We start from the raw sequence: 14,650 nt of genomic DNA on the forward strand, positions 1-14,650 counted from the left end.
GGCGACCAGATGAGTGTGGCCGCGGAACAGGGACGCATCTGCGCCCTGGCCGCCAAGGGCCAGCGGGACCTGGCCGAGGTCGCCGCCGGCTACCCGGATCTGTTTCCCGCCAAGCCGTTCGACGCGACCCTGTTCGGCAACGTGGCCATGGCCATCGCCTTCGGCGCGCCCTGGTGCGAGGTGGCTCAGCTTCGACTGACCAACCGGGCGGTGCTGTGGGGGTTCGCCCTGGACTGGCAGGTGGACCACGAGGCGGGTTCGCGCGACGAGATCGACCGACTGGCCGCCCGTTGTCTGGCGGTGGCCGACGGTGCCGCCCCGGAACCCGGGGACTCCCTCGGTGCGTTCCTGGCCGAGCTGCGTGACGAGCTGGCCACCGTGCCGGCCTTCGCCGAGTACGGCCACCACTGGCGCCAGGAGACCGACAAGGTACTCACCGCCATGGCGCGGGAGTGGACCTGGAAGCAGACCCCCGACCAGCTGCCCGGCTTCGAGGAGTACCTCGACAACGCCGACAACCTGGCCTGCACGGTGGTCAATGTCGTGCACTGGATCCACACGGCCGACCCGGCCACCCTGACCCACCTGGACGCGATGCTCACGGCCAGCGACTGCGTGCAGCGGATCCTGCGGCTGGTCAACGACCTCGGCAGCTACGAGCGGGACCTGCGCTGGGGCGACCTCAACGCCCTGCTGCTGGTGCCCCGGGCCGAGGTCGAGCAGCGCATCGCCGAGTTGGTGGCGCAGGCCCGCGACCTGCTGGCGGCGCTGCGGGAGAACTGCCCGGTGCAGGCCGACTACCTGGCCCGACAGATCGGCTTCAGTAGCGGCTTCTACCGGTCCACCGACTTCTGGGGGGTGCCGTGACAGCACCGCCGCTGACCGCCGAGGCGGTGGCGCAGCCGACCCTGGCCGAGGAGGTCGGTGCGCTGCTGGCGCAGTTGGAAGCACAGCCCCACGGGCAGGTCAGCACCTCGGTCTACGAGACCGGGCGGCTGGTGGCCGACACCCCGTGGGTGGCCGGGCATCCGCAGCGGCTGGCGTACCTGCTGGCCGAGCAGGGGGACGACGGCAGCTGGGGTCCGGCCGGCGGGTACGCCCTGGTCCCGACGGCTAGCGCGGTGCAGGCCCTGCTCGCCAGCCTGGTTCGGTGCGATCCGCCCGACCCGGCCGGACCGGACCGGGCCGCGGTCGCCGCCGCGGCCACCCGGGGGCTGATCGCGCTGGCCCGGCATCTGGGCGAGGGCACCGCCCTGCCGGACACCCCGGCCGCCGACCTGATCGTGCCTACCCTGGTGGCGCGGATCGACACGGACCTGGTCGCCTTGGCGGGCGACCCGGCCCTGACCGGGGCACCCGCCGCGCTGCCCCGGATCGACCGGCGTCGGGTGGAGGCGGTCGACGCCCTGCTGGCCGGCGGCCGACCGGTGCCCAGCAAGCTGTGGCACGCCTACGAGGTGCTCGGACCGGCCGCCGCCGCCCGCACCGAGGTCGCCCCGATCGAGGGTGCGGTCGGAGCCTCGCCCGCGGCGACCGCGGTGTGGCTGAGCCACCGAGGTGCCGAGGACCGGGCCGCCCGCGCGTACCTCGACGCGGTGGTGGCCCGGCACAATGGCCCGGTGCCGTGTTGTGCGCCGATCACGGTCTTCGAGCGTTCCTGGGCCCTGGCGAACCTGGCCCGGGCGGGGGTGCCGGTGCGCCCGGGCGCGCGGCTGGTGGCGGAACTGGTCGCCGCCCTGGGGCCGGAGGGGGCGGCCACCGGACCGGGGCTGCCCGCGGACGCCGACACCACCTCGACCACCCTGTACGCCCTGGCCCGGCTGGGTCACCCGGTGGACCCGGTCAGCCTGCTCCGCTACGACCTGGGCAGTCATTTCTGCACCTGGCAGGGGGAGGACGGGCAGTCGATCACCACCAACGCCCATGTGCTGGAGACGCTGGGCTGGCACGCCCGCTACACCACCGACGGCGCCGACCGGTACGCCGCCAGGGTCAGGTCACTGGCCGGGTGGCTGCGGGAGGTGCAGCAGCCGGACGGGCTCTGGGTGGACCGATGGCACGCCTCGCCCTACTACGCCACCTACTGCGCGGTGTCGGCGCTGGCCGCGTACGCGCCGCCGGAGGTGGCCCACCCGGCGATCGATCGTGCCGTGGACCGGATCCTGGCCACCCAACGCGAGGACGGGGGTTGGGGGCGTTGGTCCACGACCACCGAGGAGACCGCCTACGCGGTGCAGATCCTGTTGGCCGGGGGCCGGCCGATCCGACCGGAGATGACCGCGGCCGTGCGCCGGGCATTCGCGCAGTTGCATGTCAATCGGCTCGACCATCCTCCATTGTGGCACGACAAAGACCTGTACGCGCCCATTCTCATTGTCCGGTCGGCGGTGATCGCAGCGCGGAAACTGGCTCATGCGGCGGTGCCGACATTCAACCAGGCTTTGCCGGCCACACGGGAAGCGGGGACCGGGTCAGGCATGATCACGACCGCTTGAGTTGGCGCGGTGACGCTGTTAGCGTGCGCCGGGGTCGATGTGCGTGACGCACTGCTGACCGACCGATCAATTAGCTCAGTGCCAGGGACGGTGTAATGGGTTCCCGCAGTTCGAATCTGCGTACCAAGGTCGTGGCTCTATTGGCCTCGCTGGTGGCACTCTGGGGCTTCACCGCCTGGGTCACCGTCCGAGAGGGAGTCAACCTCGTCGGTGTGCAGGCGCTCGACGCCCGGGTGTTCGACCCCACCGAACCGCTGCTGATGCAACTGCAGTTGGAACGCCGTACCTCCGTGGTCTACCTGGGACGGCCGGACGAAGGCGGGCGCACCGAACTGGCGCAACTGCGGCAGCGCACCGACGAGGCGGCGGCCGATTTCGTCGAGTCGACCGACAACTGGCAGGTGCGTCTGCTCGGCAGCAAGGACCTGGAGGAGCGCATCACCGCCCTGAACCGGGGATTGGCCGCGCTGTCGGATACCCGTGATGCGGTCGACCAGCGCAACATCGGCCGGGGTGAGGCCATGACGGCGTTCACCGAAGTGATCGAATCGATCTACGGCGTCTACGACGAACTCGGCAACCTGGATGACGACGAGGTGGCCGAGAACACCGCACAGCTGATCCGGCTCAACCGGGCCAGGGAACTGGTGTCCCAGGAGGACGCCCTGCTGGCCGGAATTCTGGCCGCCGGCCGAATCACCCAGAACGAGCGGGCGGAGTTCACCCGCGTGGTGGGTGCCCGGCAGTTCCTCGCCGAGCAGGCGGTCACCCAGCTGCCCGCGGCAGATCAGCGCCGTTACGAGCAGATGATTGCCGGCATCAATTTCACCCGGCTGGCCAATCTGGAAAACCAGATCATGCTCGCCTCCGGAACGTCGCGCCTGCCGTTCGACAGCCAGGAGTGGAACGAGATCTCCTCGGCCGCCCTGGTCGAGATCGGCGACGTGGTGCTGGCCGGTGGTGACGAGATCGTCAAGCGGGCCACCCCGGTCGCGATCGGCGTGGTCGTCCGGCTGGTGCTCGCCGCCGGTCTCGGCCTGCTGGCCGTCATCGCCTCCGTGGTCGTCTCCATCACCACCGCGCGAGCCCTGGTGCAGCAGCTGCAACGGCTGCGCGACGCGGCCTTCCAACTGGCCAACGAGCGACTGCCCAGCGTGGTCGAGCGGCTGGGTCGTGGTGACCAGGTGGACGTGGCCAAGGAGGCCCCACCCCTACAGTTCGGTGACGACGAGATCGGCCAGGTGGGTAAGGCCTTCAACGTCGTGCAGGAGACCGCCATCCGTACGGCGGTCGAACAGGCCGAGCTGCGCCGGGCGGTCCGGGAGGTCTTCCTCAGCCTGGCCCGGCGTACCCAGGCCCTGGTGCACCGCCAGCTGACCCTGCTGGACGCGATGGAGCGGCGCGAGCACGACGCGGAGGAGTTGGAGGACCTGTTCCGGGTCGACCACCTGGCCACCCGGATGCGGCGTAACGCGGAGAACCTGATCGTGCTCTCCGGCTCGACCCCGGGCCGGGCCTGGCGACGCAGCGTGCCGATGGTCGACGTGATCCGCGGTGCGGTCGGTGAGGTCGAGGACTACACCCGGGTCACCGTGCTGCCGGTCGGCGGGGTGTCCCTGGCCGGACGGGCTGTCGGTGACGTCATCCACCTGCTCGCCGAGCTGATCGAGAACGGGCTGTCCTTCTCCCCGCCGCACACCACCGTCGAGGTCCGCGGTCAACTCGTCGCCAACGGGTTCGCCATCGAGATCGAGGACCGCGGTCTGGGCATGACCGAGGAGGACCTGGCCGCGGCCAACCACCGGATCGTGGACCGGTCCGAGCTGAACCTCGCCGACGCCTCCCGGCTGGGCCTCTACGTGGTGAGTCGGCTGACCGACCGGCACGGGGTGCGGGTCCGGCTCAAGGAGTCCGCGTACGGCGGCACGACCGCGGTGGTGCTGATCCCGAGCAACCTGATCATCGTCGACGGCAGCGAGCCGCAGAGCGTCGCCGGGCCGGGCACCGATGGCGCGGTGCGCGGCGGCGAGCCGGTGCCGGCGATCACCGCCCAGCGGTCGGGCGCACCGGTGGCCCTGGCCGCCCCGGCGCTGCCGCCCGCCCCCCGCCCCACCCGCGAACCGGTGGCCGACACCGAGGCCGAGCAGGGGCAGCCGGGCGGAGTCGCTGCCGACACCCCGGTGGAGGTCCAAACCGACCCCGAAGGTGGGCTGCCGACCCGGTCACGACGTCGACCCGGGCACTCCGCCCTGGACGGTCCGACCATTCCGATCAGTGTGCCGGTCGCCAGCCCGCCCGCAGGCGGATCCGGGCTGCCGCGTCGTCCGCTGGACACCCGGCCCGCCGCCGCACCCGCCCCGGCGAGTTCCCCGGCCGGCAGCGCGCCGGCGACCGCCGAGCCGGGCGAGACGGCCCCGGCCGAGTCGACCCGCACCGAATCGGGCCTGCCGGTCCGCATCCGGCAGGCCAGCATCACGCCGGCGTTGCGCGCCGAGCCTGAGGCCGCGGAGGAGGACGAGGACGTGATCCGCGAACCGGAACAGGTTCGGCGAATGATGAGTTCGTACCAGACCGGCACCCAGCGCGGCCGTACCGACGCCGCCCGGCTGCTGGGTGGTGGCGGTCGGTCAGGCGACACGGACGAGTCTGACGACGCCGACCAACAGGAGTCCTGACCGGGGTGCCGGTCGTGCGGCGATCCGCCCGACCGACGGTCAGGACCAGATGAGCACGGCGATGAGCCGGGGGAGAAGAGGACGACGAAGTGGCGCAGAAGACGGCTTCGAGTGCCGACCTGACGTGGTTGCTGGACGATCTGGTCGGCCGGGTCAAGCAGGCCGAGCACGCGGTCGCACTGTCCGCCGACGGTCTGCTGATGGCCTCGTCGCAGGGGCTCAGCCGCGACGACGGCGAGCACCTGGCGGCGATGGCGGCGGGAATCCAGAGCCTGGCCCGGGGCGCGGGGAAGCGGTTCGGCGGCGGTCAGGTGCAGCAGACGATCATCGAGATGCAGTCTTCGTTCCTGTTCGTCACAGCCGCCGGTCGCAACGCCTGCCTGGCGGTCCTGGCCAGTGAGGACGCGGACGTGGGGCTGATCGCGTACGAGATGGCCATGCTGGTCACCCGGGTAGGCAAGTTCGTCGCGTCGCCGACACGATCAGCCGAACAGACCAACGGGGAGAAGTAACCCACATGACGGTGCAGGGAGAGTCCGCCGACCACCAGTGGGTGGACGACCATGCCGGTCCGGTGGTCCGCCCGTACGCGGTGACCGGCGGCCGGGCCCGCCCGGTCACCGGCACGTTCGATCTGATCTCGCTGGTGATGGCGACCCGGACGGACGTCTCACCGGAGGTCGGGTTGGGCCCGGAGCACCTGGCGATCGTCGGTTTGTGTCAGCGGATGCAGTCGGTCGCCGAGATCGCGGCGCATCTTGACCTGCCGGTCGGCACCGTGCGGGTCCTGCTCGGCGACCTGGTAGCGCGCAGCCTGGTTCAGATCCGGGAGCCACACAGCACCGTCGGCATACCCGACAACAGCATCTTCGAGGCGGTTATCAATGGACTACGGGCACTCTGAGCGGCCGTCGGGCGCGGTCGCATTGCCCACGGCGATCAAGATTCTGGTCGCGGGCGGATTCGGGGTGGGCAAGACCACGCTGGTCGGCGCGGTCAGTGAGACACGCCCGTTGCGGACCGAGGAGGTGCTCACCGAATCCGGGGTGGGCATCGACGACCTGTCCGGGGTCGAGACCAAGCGCACGACGACCGTGGCGATGGACTTCGGTCGCATCACCATCAGCGACGACCTGGTGCTGTACCTGTTCGGTACCCCCGGCCAGGACCGGTTCTGGTTCGTCTGGGACGAGTTGGCGCTGGGTGCGATCGGCGCGGTCGTGCTGGCCGACACCCGACGGCTGGCGGACTGCTTCCCCTCCATCGACTACTTCGAGGGGCGGGGCACTCCCTTCCTGGTGGCGGTCAACTGCTTCGAGGGGGCCCGGCAGTACCGGCTGGACGAGGTGCAGGCCGCACTGAACCTCGACCCGGAGGTGCCGGTGCTGCTCTGCGACGCCCGGCAACGGGAGTCGGCCAAGGAGGTGCTGATCACCCTGGTCGAGCACGCGATGAAGCTCCGCGAGGCCCGGCGCGCCGGCGGCTGAGACCGCCGCCGACCCTAGCCGCTGGGCGGAAACGATCGAGGGGCTCCTTCCCCGCACGGGAAGGAGCCCCTCTACGTGTCCGACCGTCAGCTGGCGATCATCCGACGCAGCACGTACTGCAGGATGCCGCCGTGGCGGTAGTAGTCCGCCTCACCGGGGGTGTCGATCCGCACCACGGCGTCGAACTCCACCCCGCTGTCGGTGGTGACCTTGACCGTACGGGGGGTCGAGCCCTCGTTGAGGTCGGTCACCCCGGTGATGGTGAAGGTCTCCGTGCCGGTCAGCCCCAGCGAGTCGGCGTTCTCACCGGCCGGGAACTGCAACGGCAGCACCCCCATGCCGATCAGGTTGGAGCGGTGGATCCGCTCGTAGGACTCGGCGATGACCGCCTTGACCCCGAGCAGCATGGTGCCCTTGGCCGCCCAGTCCCGCGAGGAGCCGGAACCGTACTCCTTGCCGGCCAGGATGACCAGCGGCACCTCGGCGGCCTGGTAGGCCATCGAGGCGTCGTAGATGGAGGTCTGCTCGCCGGTCAGGTGGTTGACCGTGAAGCCGCCCTCAGGGAGCGGAGCTCCCGCATCCGGCCCAGCGCCCGGGATCCGCAGTTGATTACGCAGCCGGATGTTGGCGAAGGTGCCCCGGATCATCACCTCGTGGTTGCCCCGACGCGAGCCGTACGAGTTGAACTCGTGGCGCGGCACCCCGTGCGCGGCGAGGTACTCGCCGGCCGGGGAGTCGGCCTTGATCGAGCCGGCCGGGGAGATGTGGTCGGTGGTCACCGAGTCGCCCAGCTTGGCCAGCACCCGGGCACCGGCGATGTCGGTCACCGGGGTCGGCTGCTGGGCCATGCCCTCGAAGTACGGGGGCTTGCGCACGTAGGTGGAGTCACCGTCCCAGGCGAAGGTGTCACCGGTCGGGGTGGGCAGCGACTGCCAGCGCTCGTCACCGGCGAAGACGTCGGCGTACGCGGCGCTGAACCCGGTAGCGCCGATCGCCGAGGCGATGACCTCCTGGATCTCGGCGGTGCTCGGCCAGATGTCGCGCAGGAAGACCGGGTTGCCCTCGCTGTCCTCACCGATCGGCTCGTTGGCCAGGTCGATGTCCATCGTGCCGGCCAGCGCGTACGCCACCACCAGCGGCGGGGAGGCCAGGTAGTTCATCTTGACGTCCGGGTTGATCCGGCCCTCGAAGTTCCGGTTGCCGGAGAGCACCGAGACGACCGCCAGGTCGGCCTCGTTAACCGCGGCGGAGATCTCCTCCGGCAGCGGGCCGGAGTTGCCGATGCAGGTGGTGCAGCCGTAGCCGACCAGATGGAAGCCGAGCTTCTCCAGGTACGGGGTGAGACCGGCCCGCTCGTAGTAGTCCATGACCACCTTGGAGCCCGGCGCCAGGGTGGTCTTTACCCACGGCTTGCGGTTCAGGCCCTTGTCCACCGCGTTGCGGGCCAGCAGCGCCGCGCCGATCATGACCTGCGGGTTGGAGGTGTTGGTGCAGGAGGTGATGGCCGCGATCACCACCGCGCCGTGGTCCAGCTCGTAGGTGTTGCCGTCGGTGCCGGTGACCCGGATCGGGTTGCTGGCCCGCCCACCCGAGCCGACCGCGGCGGTGACCAGGTCACGCGGGGCGTCGGCCGGGTCGTTGACGTCGTTGGCGGGGGAGTCGCTGGCCGGGAAGGACTCGGCGCTGGCCTCGTCGGCCGGGCCGGCGGTGCCGAAGGCCTTCTCCTGCGGGGGCACGCCGGGCTTGCGGCCCGGCTCGCCGCCGGTCTCGTCGGCGGCCACGTAGTCGGTGAGCGCCGCGCGGAACAGGGTCTTGGCGCTGCCCAGCGGCACCCGGTCCTGGGGGCGCTTCGGCCCGGCGAGGGAAGGCTCGATGGTGCTCAGGTCGAGCTCCAGGCGCTCGGAGTACTCCGGCTCGGCCGCCGGGTCGTGCCAGAGGCCCTGCTCCTTGGCGTACGCCTCGACCAGGGCGACCTGCTGCGGATCGCGGCCGGTCAGCTCCAGGTAGCGGACGGTCTCGGCGTCGATCGGGAAGATCGCGACCGTGGAGCCGTACTCCGGGGACATGTTGCCGATGGTGGCCCGGTTGGCCAGCGGCACCGCGCTCACGCCCGGCCCGTAGAACTCGACGAACTTGCCGACCACCCCGTGCTTGCGCAGCATCTCGGTGATGGTGAGCACCAGGTCGGTGGCGGTGGTGCCGGCCGGCATCTCACCGGAGAGCTTGAAGCCGACCACCCGGGGGATCAGCATGCTGACCGGCTGGCCCAGCATGGCGGCCTCGGCCTCGATGCCGCCGACGCCCCAGCCCAGCACCCCCAGGCCGTTGACCATCGTGGTGTGCGAGTCCGTGCCGACCACGGTGTCCGGGTAGGCCTGACCGCCCCGCTCCATCACCGTACGGGCCAGGTACTCGATGTTGACCTGGTGCACGATGCCGGTGCCGGGCGGGACCACCTTGAACTCGTTGAAGGCGGTCTGGCCCCAGCGCAGGAACTGGTAGCGCTCCTTGTTGCGGGCGTACTCCAGCTCGACATTGCGCTCGAAGGCGTCCTCACGGCCGAACAGGTCGGCGATGACGGAGTGGTCGATGACCAGCTCGGCGGGGGCCAGGGGGTTCACCTTGGTGGGGTCGCCGCCCAGGTCGCGGACGGCCTCACGCATGGTGGCCAGGTCGACCACGCACGGTACGCCGGTGAAGTCCTGCATCAGCACCCGGGCCGGGGTGAACTGGATCTCGACGTTCGGGTCCGCGGTCGGGTCCCAGGAGCCGAGTTGGCGGATGTGCTCGGCGGTGATGTTCGCGCCGTCCTCGGTCCGCAGCAGGTTCTCCAGCAGGATCTTCAGGCTGTAGGGGAGCCGTTCGTGCCCCTCCACCTGACTGATCTTGAAAATCTCGTAGCTCGCGTCTCCGACGCGTAGCTGGGTCTTCGCACCGAAGGTGTCGAGGCTCGCCACGTCGTACTCCTTCACACCAGCGACCGTGAGTAGTCCTGAGCAGTCTGTCGCACCGGTCGGGGCGCCGCCGTGGTTAGGGGACACTTACCGCCGATTCTCCCTGTCATCAAAACCGTACGTCCGTCTTGCTATGCACGCAACCCAGTGCCACCGTATGGACCCCCTCCCGGCACCCCCACCCCGCCCCAACGGGGCGAAGAGAGGGCCAAGGGGGTGGGTTTCTGGGGAGGGGGAGGGGGAAAGCGCGGCGGGTAGGTAGCCGACGATCCAGGGAGGGCCCGTGGGGCAGCAGGGCCGAGCCGTCGCCGTACGTCAGCACCCGGCCCCGGTGGCCGGGGCGCCGCTGTGGTGCGACGCACGGGACTACGGACTACAGGGCGACGGTACGACGAACGACCAGCCCGCGTTGGCGGCCCTGGTGGACCGCCTCGGCGAGGGGTACGCCGCCGACGGGCGGGCCCGGGTCATCTACTGCCCGCCCGGGATCTACTCGATCCGGGACGCCGGCACGGTCTGGCGCAGCGGGGTGTCCCTGGTCGGTGCCGGTTCGGGCGCGACCCGGTTCCTGCTCAGCAACGAGGGCAACCGCGCCGAGCCGACCCCCTTGGCGTACTGGACCACCCTCCAGCACGGCGCGGACCGCGACCGGCACATCGCGGACTGCACCTTCGCCGACTTCGAGATCGACGGCTCCGGCGTGGCCATGACCCAGTACAACTACCTGGCCAAGGGCCTGGGGTTGCAGTACGTCGTGCGCGGGGTGTTCCGCAACCTGTACATCCACCACACCGGCGCCACCGGGCTGGGTTGCGACTTCCTCCAGGACTGCCTGATCGACGGGGTGGTCGTGGTGGGCTGCGGCCGACTGGACAACGGCGAGCAGATGGGCGGCGCGGGGATCGGCGTCGGCATCGGCGGGTGGGGTGATGTGGAACGCTGCACCATCTCCAACTGCACGACCCTCGGCAACGGCACCAACGGCATCTTCCTGGAGTTGCAGAAGCCGTACTGGACCCCGCCGCGTGGGTACCGCATCGTCGCCTGCCACAGCCAGGCCAACCGGTTCGGCATCTCCGACTGGGGCGCCGACGGACTGATCGTGACCGCCTGCACCATCACCGGCAACCTGGAGGCCGGCTTCGACGTCTCCGCCAACGGCACCGCCGGCATCGCCGGTCGCGGCGGCATCCTGGCCAACTGTGTCATCGACCGCAACGTCGGTGACGGGATCAGCATGGGGAACACCCCCGGCCCGTACACCATCCAGGGCAACCGGATCAGCGGCAACGGGCGCCACGGCTATCACCAGCACGACCTCGGCACGGGCTACGAGGGCCCGGCCCTGGACATCGTCATCGACGGCAACCAGTTCTGGGACAACGGGCTGGACGGGATCCGGATCGACCGGCCGATGGTCGACACGGTGGTGGTGAACAACCGGATCCGCAACAACGGGCGGCAGTGCGCCCCGGCGGCTGCCGGGTCCGGGGAATCGGTGCACTACGCCCGCCGTGCCGTGACGGACCGGTCGGCGCACTGGCCGATCGACGGCCACCGGGGCAAGGTGCTGCGGGTCGGCACCCGGTACGCGGTCGTGGTCGCCAACACCGACACCGATCTGGCCCTGGCCGACCTGCGGCCGGACGCCGAGAACGCCTGGAACGAGGACGTGCCGCCGCCCGGTGCGGCCTACGAACTGCCCGGCCCGGCCCCGGTACGCGCCGGCATCACGGTTAACTCCGAACTGCGTTCGTCCAGCGTGCGCGGCAACCGGATCTGGGACAACCGCGAGGACCCCACCCAGAGCTACGCCATGTGGATCACCCCGCGGGGCCGCTGCGTGTCCTGCCGGGTCGAGGACAACGACCTGGCCGGCAACGCCGATGGGCCGCTACGGCTGGACAACTCTCCGGAGGGCGGTCGCTGGGACCGCAACCACGTCGAAGTGGACTGAGGGCGTCAGTCCTGCTCGCCGGTCGGGGAGAAGGAGTTGGCCTCCGCGTGCCGGTTGCGCAGCCGATCCCGGATCTCCTCCGGTGTGTACGCACGCCGCCGTCGTTCGGCTCGCGCGATCACCACCCCCGACGCCGCCACACCGGCCAGACCGGCGAGACCGAGAACCTTCCACCACCGCACCCGTCGCCGCATCCGCTTAGGGTAAACCCTCATGAGCATCAGCCTGGACGACGCGGTCGAGCTGACCCGTACCGGCGACATGTGGCTGTTCCGGGGGCGCAGCGCGCCGGACCGGGCCATTCAGTGGACCACGAACAGCCCGGTCAACCATGTCGGCATGGCGGTCGTGCTGGACGACATGCCACCCCTGATGTGGCACGCCGAACTCGGCCGTTCCCTGCCGGACATGTGGACCGGTACCCACCAGCGGGGGGTGCAGCTGCACGACCTGCGGGACGCGGTCTGCGTCTGGGCCAACCGGTACGGCCAGCGGGCCTGGCTGCGGCAGCTCGACCCGCCGGCCGACCCGGAGATGGAGAAGGCGGTGCTGCGGACCATCGCCCGGCTGGACGGCACCCCCTTCCCGTCCACCGCCCAGATGGCCTGGCGCTGGCTTCGCGGCCGGGTGCCGGCCCCGCGCCTGCCCCGCCTGCCGCTACCCGCCGCCCTTTCCCGCCCGGTCGCCTCGGCGGAGCCGACCGCCCTGGGTCCGGCCGGCTCGGCGGAGCCGACCGCCCAAAGCACGGCCGCCGCTGACGAGTCGACCCTGGAGAGCGCCTACTGCGCGGAGGTGGTGGCGGTCACCTACGAGGCGATGGGGCTGCTGCCGGCCGGTCGCCGTCCCAACTGGTACGACCCGGGACGCTTCTGGAGCGGCGATGACCTCGGGCTGCGCGGCGGGGCCCGGCTGGGCAGCGAGATCGAGGTACGGATGCCGGCCCGTTGAGGTTTGGTCGACCGGCGAGTCGGCAACTTCCTGCCTGTGAATGCCTCCACCGATCTCGACGTCCTGACCGAATTCTTCGACCGGTACGGCGTGGCCCTGACCGCCGGTGACCTGCCCGCGATCGCCGGCTGCTACGCCCTGCCGGGGTTGGTGGTCGCCGACACCTACAGCTTCTCGTTCACCTCGCCCGCAGCGGTGGCGCTGTCCTTCGTGGGCGCCGCCCCGGACTACAGCGAGCGGGAACTCATCGCCGCGCACGCCGAGATCGAGCAGATCCAGCACATCTCCGCGCTGCTGACCATGGTGGCCGTCCGGTGGGAGTTCCTGGACAGCCAGGGACGGCAGGTGACGGGCGAACGCTACCGTTACCTGCTGCGATCCACTGACGACGGACCGGCCATCTGCACAGTGATCCGGGCCGGCTGACCCGTCAACCAGCTGTCACCGGCTGACCCGCCGGCCAGCGAGACCCCACCACCGGCCGGCCGGGGCTCCACTGTCGACTGGCCGGGCTGTTCGGTGCCCGGGTCCGCCTGGCTAGGCTGACCCATCGGTGACCATGAGGGGGCCTGAATGCCGGAGCGGTCGGCGGGCGACGAGGGCGCAGATCGTCACGGCCGGGTGGCCTTGCCCACCGTGATCGGGTCGGCACCATGGGTGGTGGTGCTGGTCGGCGTCGCGGTGCTGGCGGTGTTGCTGGTGGTGGCGACGTTGTCCTTTCGCCAGCCGGAACAGCCAACGGCGTGGACGCCCGGTCCGCCGATGCTGCTGCCGACCCAGCCCACCCCGACCCAGGAGCCCAGCGCAACCCGCAAACCCACCCCCTCGCCGAGGGCGACCCCCGGCCCGGCGGTCACTCCGTCGTCGACACGGTCGGCGCTTCCGTCGCGTACGGTGTCGGAGCCGTCGCGCAGGGAAGCGGAACCCTCCGAATCGCCCGATGTCTCTGACCCGCCGTCGTTGGCCGTGGACGCCGGGGAGTTTGCCGCCAGCTATCTGGTCACCTTCAGTGTGACGGACTATTACCGGGCCCGGTTGGTTGTCCACAACGGCACCGATCAGCCGGCTGGATGGGTGGTCGACCTGAGGTTCACCAGCGAGGTCACCGGCGTTCGGGCCGCCAGTGGGCCGGGGGTGTCGATGAGCATCAAGGGAGCGGGCTGGTACCAGCTCAGTGGCACCGGTCTGCTGCCCGCCAGCGGGCGGCAGGCGGTGTATCTGCGAATCAGCCGTACCGGAAATCGGAATTACCCGGCACAATGCACGGTCAACGGCTCAGCCTGTGCGATGGGCTGACCGTACAGTCGGGACTGTTGATTGATCGGTCGGGTACTTCCCGAGTTCTGTCATGATCGTTACCCTTGCCGGGCTGCCCGCTGAGGAGAGACATGTCCGGTATGCGTCGCGCTCCGCGTTCGATGCCGTCCCCCGGTGCCACCGCGGTGGCGTCCTCGCCCTGGATCCTGATCTCGATCGGGGTGGGCGCGATGGTGGTGCTGCTCGTCATCGCGGTGGGGGCGTACCGGGGGCCCGGAGCCGACTACGACCCCACCCCGCCGTTGGGTGCGGTGCCGCCGCCACGCGCCACCTCGGCCGGGTGGGGGGCCTCCGGCCTACCGTCGCAGCCGGTGCCGGGCCTGTCTCCGCGTCGCACCGACCCACCCACCCCGACCGGTACGGCGGCCATGCCCGCGCCCGAGCCTGAGCCCTCGGCCGGGCAACCCTCCCGCTCGGCGGCACCGACCTATGCGGCACCCGAGGTCAGCAGCCCGCCGATCGCCCGTCCACCCGCCACACCGGCCTCGCCGATTCAGGCGCGCTACCGGGTGACCGACACCTTCGACGGCGGATTCATCGCGGAGCTGTCGATCCGTAACACCTCCCGGCGCGACCAGGAGTGGGTGGCCCGGGTCGAGTACCCCGGCGGTCGGGTGGTCACCGCCTGGCTGGAGGGGGTGCCGCAGGGGACCTTCCGCGATGCCGGCGGCACCCTGACCTACCGCAGCGGCCCGGATCTGGCGGCCGGTGCGGCCGTAGCCCTGCGGTTCCACATCGAGTTCGCCTCGCCCCGCCCGGCGCGTTGTGTCGTGTCCGGACGGACCTGCGACGGCCTCTGAGGACCCTCCCGCTGTTG

14 protein-coding genes are annotated in these 14,650 nt (G+C 70.8%); 11 read left to right on the top strand and 3 right to left on the bottom strand.

The window, feature by feature from the left end; genetic code table 11:
• Window positions 1–9: 9 nt before the first annotated feature.
• The 6 genes from OIE53_RS02955 (at window position 10) to OIE53_RS02980 (ending at window position 6,657) form a co-directional block, all read left to right on the top strand.
• On the top strand, window positions 10–867 hold the full coding sequence (locus OIE53_RS02955; RefSeq protein WP_327027046.1) for a terpene synthase family protein: 858 nt from the start codon (window positions 10–12) through the stop codon (window positions 865–867).
• Entirely contained in the window at window positions 864–2,495 is a 1,632-nt protein-coding gene (locus OIE53_RS02960) for a prenyltransferase/squalene oxidase repeat-containing protein (RefSeq protein WP_327025015.1), read from the top strand. The genes OIE53_RS02955 and OIE53_RS02960 overlap by 4 nt, the downstream gene beginning before the upstream one ends.
• Window positions 2,496–2,590: 95 nt before the next feature.
• Window positions 2,591–5,170, top strand: coding sequence for a sensor histidine kinase (locus tag OIE53_RS02965; protein ID WP_327025016.1), 2,580 nt, complete (start codon window positions 2,591–2,593; stop codon window positions 5,168–5,170).
• 89 nt (window positions 5,171–5,259) lie between these two features.
• Complete coding sequence (locus OIE53_RS02970; protein WP_013734909.1) at window positions 5,260–5,682, top strand: roadblock/LC7 domain-containing protein; 423 nt, start codon at window positions 5,260–5,262, stop codon at window positions 5,680–5,682.
• Window positions 5,683–5,687: 5 nt separating this feature from the next.
• Entirely contained in the window at window positions 5,688–6,074 is a 387-nt protein-coding gene (locus OIE53_RS02975; RefSeq protein WP_327025017.1) for a DUF742 domain-containing protein, read from the top strand.
• Window positions 6,055–6,657, top strand: a complete 603-nt coding sequence (locus OIE53_RS02980) for a GTP-binding protein (protein ID WP_327025018.1) — start codon at window positions 6,055–6,057, stop codon at window positions 6,655–6,657. The genes OIE53_RS02975 and OIE53_RS02980 overlap by 20 nt, the downstream gene beginning before the upstream one ends.
• Before the next feature lie 86 nt (window positions 6,658–6,743).
• Here OIE53_RS02980 and OIE53_RS02985 read toward each other — a convergent pair whose 3' ends face one another.
• On the bottom strand, window positions 6,744–9,629 hold the full coding sequence (locus OIE53_RS02985; RefSeq protein WP_327025019.1) for an aconitate hydratase: 2,886 nt from the start codon (window positions 9,627–9,629) through the stop codon (window positions 6,744–6,746).
• A gap of 265 nt (window positions 9,630–9,894) precedes the next feature.
• Here OIE53_RS02985 and OIE53_RS02990 point away from each other — a divergent pair, with 265 nt between their 5' ends.
• Entirely contained in the window at window positions 9,895–11,568 is a 1,674-nt protein-coding gene (locus OIE53_RS02990) for a right-handed parallel beta-helix repeat-containing protein (RefSeq protein WP_327025020.1), read from the top strand.
• Between the two features lie 5 nt (window positions 11,569–11,573).
• Here the strand turns inward: OIE53_RS02990 and OIE53_RS02995 are convergent, their stop codons facing one another.
• Entirely contained in the window at window positions 11,574–11,783 is a 210-nt protein-coding gene (locus OIE53_RS02995; protein ID WP_327025021.1) for a hypothetical protein, read from the bottom strand.
• Between OIE53_RS02995 and OIE53_RS03000 the strand changes: the two genes are divergently transcribed.
• Window positions 11,782–12,516: a hypothetical protein gene (locus OIE53_RS03000; RefSeq protein ID WP_327025022.1), complete on the top strand. Its 735-nt coding sequence runs from the start codon at window positions 11,782–11,784 to the stop codon at window positions 12,514–12,516. The genes OIE53_RS02995 and OIE53_RS03000 overlap by 2 nt on opposite strands.
• A gap of 36 nt (window positions 12,517–12,552) precedes the next feature.
• Window positions 12,553–12,942 carry a hypothetical protein gene (locus OIE53_RS03005; RefSeq protein WP_327025023.1) on the top strand — a complete coding sequence of 130 codons (390 nt, stop codon included), beginning with the start codon at window positions 12,553–12,555 and terminating at the stop codon, window positions 12,940–12,942.
• A 185-nt stretch (window positions 12,943–13,127) separates the two neighbouring features.
• Here OIE53_RS03005 and OIE53_RS03010 read toward each other — a convergent pair whose 3' ends face one another.
• Window positions 13,128–13,373 carry a hypothetical protein gene (locus tag OIE53_RS03010; protein ID WP_327025024.1) on the bottom strand — a complete coding sequence of 82 codons (246 nt, stop codon included), beginning with the start codon at window positions 13,371–13,373 and terminating at the stop codon, window positions 13,128–13,130.
• Between the two features lie 37 nt (window positions 13,374–13,410).
• On the opposite strand from OIE53_RS03010, the gene OIE53_RS03015 reads away from it, so the two are divergent.
• Entirely contained in the window at window positions 13,411–13,812 is a 402-nt protein-coding gene (locus tag OIE53_RS03015) for a hypothetical protein (protein ID WP_327025025.1), read from the top strand.
• Between the two features lie 92 nt (window positions 13,813–13,904).
• Window positions 13,905–14,633, top strand: a complete 729-nt coding sequence (locus tag OIE53_RS03020) for a cellulose binding domain-containing protein (protein WP_327025026.1) — start codon at window positions 13,905–13,907, stop codon at window positions 14,631–14,633.
• Window positions 14,634–14,650 lie beyond the last annotated feature (17 nt).

Source organism: Micromonospora sp. NBC_01739, from assembly GCF_035920385.1.
Taxonomy (GTDB): Bacteria; Actinomycetota; Actinomycetes; order Mycobacteriales; family Micromonosporaceae; genus Micromonospora.

What these genes read in the sequence shown, in the direction of transcription:
- OIE53_RS02955 (WP_327027046.1), top strand. Translation starts at nt 10, where the DNA reads ATGAGTGTGGCCGCGGAACAGGGACGCATCTGCGCCCTGGCCGCCAAG.
- OIE53_RS02965 (WP_327025016.1), top strand. Translation starts at nt 2,591, where the DNA reads ATGGGTTCCCGCAGTTCGAATCTGCGTACCAAGGTCGTGGCTCTATTG.
- OIE53_RS02975 (WP_327025017.1), top strand. Translation starts at nt 5,688, where the DNA reads ATGACGGTGCAGGGAGAGTCCGCCGACCACCAGTGGGTGGACGACCAT.
- OIE53_RS02980 (WP_327025018.1), top strand. Translation starts at nt 6,055, where the DNA reads ATGGACTACGGGCACTCTGAGCGGCCGTCGGGCGCGGTCGCATTGCCC.
- OIE53_RS03000 (WP_327025022.1), top strand. Translation starts at nt 11,782, where the DNA reads ATGAGCATCAGCCTGGACGACGCGGTCGAGCTGACCCGTACCGGCGAC.
- OIE53_RS02995 (WP_327025021.1), bottom strand. Translation starts at nt 11,783, where the DNA reads ATGAGGGTTTACCCTAAGCGGATGCGGCGACGGGTGCGGTGGTGGAAG.
- OIE53_RS03020 (WP_327025026.1), top strand. Translation starts at nt 13,905, where the DNA reads ATGTCCGGTATGCGTCGCGCTCCGCGTTCGATGCCGTCCCCCGGTGCC.